The sequence below is a fragment of the Kitasatospora sp. NPDC030952 genome, from assembly GCF_055571335.1.
On sequence record NZ_JBVIFM010000058.1, the window covers coordinates 1 to 2,582 of the forward strand.

Sequence of the window (2,582 nt, forward strand, 5' to 3'; positions counted from 1 at the left end):
TACTGGGTGCGGCATGTGCGGGAGCCGGTGCGGTTCGCGGATGTGGTGGACTCGCTGGTGGGTTGGGGTGCGGGGGTGTGTGCGGAGGTCGGTCCCGATGGTGTGTTGTCGGGTCTGATCGCTGGGATCGCCTCGGAGGGTCTGGAGGCGGTGCCGTTGGGTCGTCGCAGTGGTGACGAGGCGGAGACGCTGGTCTCCGGTCTGGGCCGGCTGTTCGCGGCCGGTGTCCCGGTCGACTGGTCCGGGTTCTTCACCGGGCGGGGTGGACGGCCGGTCGACCTGCCCACGTACGCCTTCGACCACCACCACTACTGGATCACCGACGGCCCGGCGCACCGGACCGCCGCCGAACCGGTCGAGTCCGTCGCACCGGAGGCCCCCTCGGCCGGCCTGGCCGAGCAACTCGCCGACCTCGACGAGGCCGACCGGGCCGGACACGTCCTGGACGTCGTCACCGAGCAGACCGCCGCCGTGCTCGGCCACGCCGACGTCCGCGCGATCGACCCCGACCGGCCGTTCGCCGAGCTGGGCTTCGACTCGCTGACGGCCGTGGAACTGAGCAACCGGGTCAACCGGATGAGCGGTCTGACGCTCGCCGCGACCCTGGTCTTCGACCATCCCTCGCCGAGCGCCCTCGCCGAGTACCTGCGGGCCCGCCTGAGCCCCGACACCGAAGAGTCCCTCGACGATCTGTTCGCGTCCATCGACAGCGAACTCGGCCCGGAAGCGAGCTGACCGCCGTGACCACCGCGACCACGCCCAACGAGCGGAAGCTCGCCGACTACCTCAAGCGGGTCACCGCCGAACTGCGCGGCACCCGCGAGCGCCTCGCCCGGGCGGAGGCCTCCGACGATCCGATCGCGGTCGTCTCCGCGGCCTGCCGCTACCCGGGCGGCGTGCAGTCGCCCGAAGACCTGTGGCGGCTGGTCGCCGACGGGGTGGACGCGATCGGTGAGTTCCCGACCGACCGCGGCTGGGACCTCGCCGACCTGGCCGTCCGTTCCGACACGACCCGGGGCGGATTCCTGTACGACGCTGGGGAGTTCGACGCGGCCCTGTTCGGGATGTCACCCCGCGAGGCCCTCGCCACCGACCCCCAGCAGCGCCTCGCCCTCGAAGCGGCCTGGGAGGCCGTCGAACGCGCCGGCATCGACCCGACCTCGCTGCGCTCCACCCGGACCGGGGTGTTCCTGGGCTTCGCCGGCCAGTCCTACACGGACATGGACTCCGGCGCCGACGACCTGCGCGGCTATCTGCTGGCCGGCAGCGCCGCGAGTGTGGCCTCGGGCCGGATCGCCTACACCTTGGGTTTGGAGGGGCCGGCGATCACGGTGGACACGGCGTGTTCGTCGTCGTTGGTGGCGTTGCACCTGGCCGTCCAGTCGCTGCGGCGCGGCGAGTGCTCCATGGCCCTGGTCGGCGGCGTCACCGTGATGTCCACCCCCGGGGCCTGGATCGAGTTCTCGCGTCAGCAGGGGTTGGCGGGGGATGGCCGGTGCAAGTCGTTCGGGGTGGGTGCGGACGGTACGGGGTGGTCCGAGGGTGTGGGTGTGTTGGTGGTGGAGCGGTTGTCGGATGCGCGGCGGTTGGGGCATCCGGTGGTGGGGTTGGTGCGTGGTTCGGCGGTGAATCAGGACGGTGCGTCGAATGGTCTGACGGCGCCGTCGGGGGTGGCGCAGGAGCGGGTGATCTGTGCGGCGTGGGCGGATGCGGGTGTGGTGGGTGCGGATGTGGGGTTGGTGGAGGGGCACGGTACGGGGACTCGGTTGGGTGATCCGATCGAGGCGGGTGCGGTGTTGGCGACGTACGGGCGGGAGCGCGGGGGTCGTGGTCCGGTCTGGTTGGGGTCGCTGAAGTCCAACATCGGCCACAGTTCCGCGGCTGCGGGCGTCGGCGGTGTGATCAAGGCGCTGATGGCGTTGCGTCATGAGCGGATGCCGAGGACCTTGCACGCGGATGAGCCGAGTCGTGAGGTGGAGTGGGGTGAGGGTGAGGTCCGGTTGTTGGCGGAGTCGCGGTCGTGGCCGCGGGAGGCCGGTCGGCCGCGCAGGGCGGCGGTGTCGTCGTTCGGGATCAGCGGGACCAACGCCCATGTGATCGTGGAGGAGGCCCCGGAGAACCCGGTGGCAGAGGCCCAGGACGAGCAGGACGAGCAGGACGAGCGGGGAGCGGTGCGGGTGCCCGAGGGCGGCACCGGTCCCGCACCGGTACTGCCGTTCGTCGTAGCGGCCGCGACCCCCGACGGCCTGCGCGGTCAACTCCTCCGCCTGCGCGACCACGTCACGGTCGCCGACCCGGCCGCTGACAGGGCCGCCGCTGCCGCCGAGGCCCCCGACCTCGGCGAGGTGGCGTCCGCACTGGCCACCACCCGCGCAACCACCCTGCCGTACCGGGCCGTCGTGCCCGCGCGCACCGCGAAGCAACTGCGCTCCGCCCTGGACGCCGCCGCCCACGCCCCCGTCCCCGAGCCCGCCTCCCGGCCCCGTCTGGGTCTGGTGTTCTCGGGTCAGGGTGCGCAGTGGGCGGGGATGGGTCGGGGGTTGGCGGCGGAGTTCCCGGTGTTCGGGCGGGTGTTCCGTGAG

General features: G+C 72.5%; 2 protein-coding genes. Both read left to right on the top strand.

The annotated features are described in order from the left end of the window. Positions 1–735, top strand: a 735-nt coding sequence (locus ACZ47G_RS39575; protein ID WP_465751366.1) for an acyl carrier protein, incomplete at its 5' end; no start/stop codon positions are given. A gap of 5 nt (positions 736–740) precedes the next feature. After that, on the top strand, positions 741–2,582 hold a 1,842-nt coding region (locus ACZ47G_RS39580), incomplete at its 3' end, for a type I polyketide synthase (protein WP_465751368.1).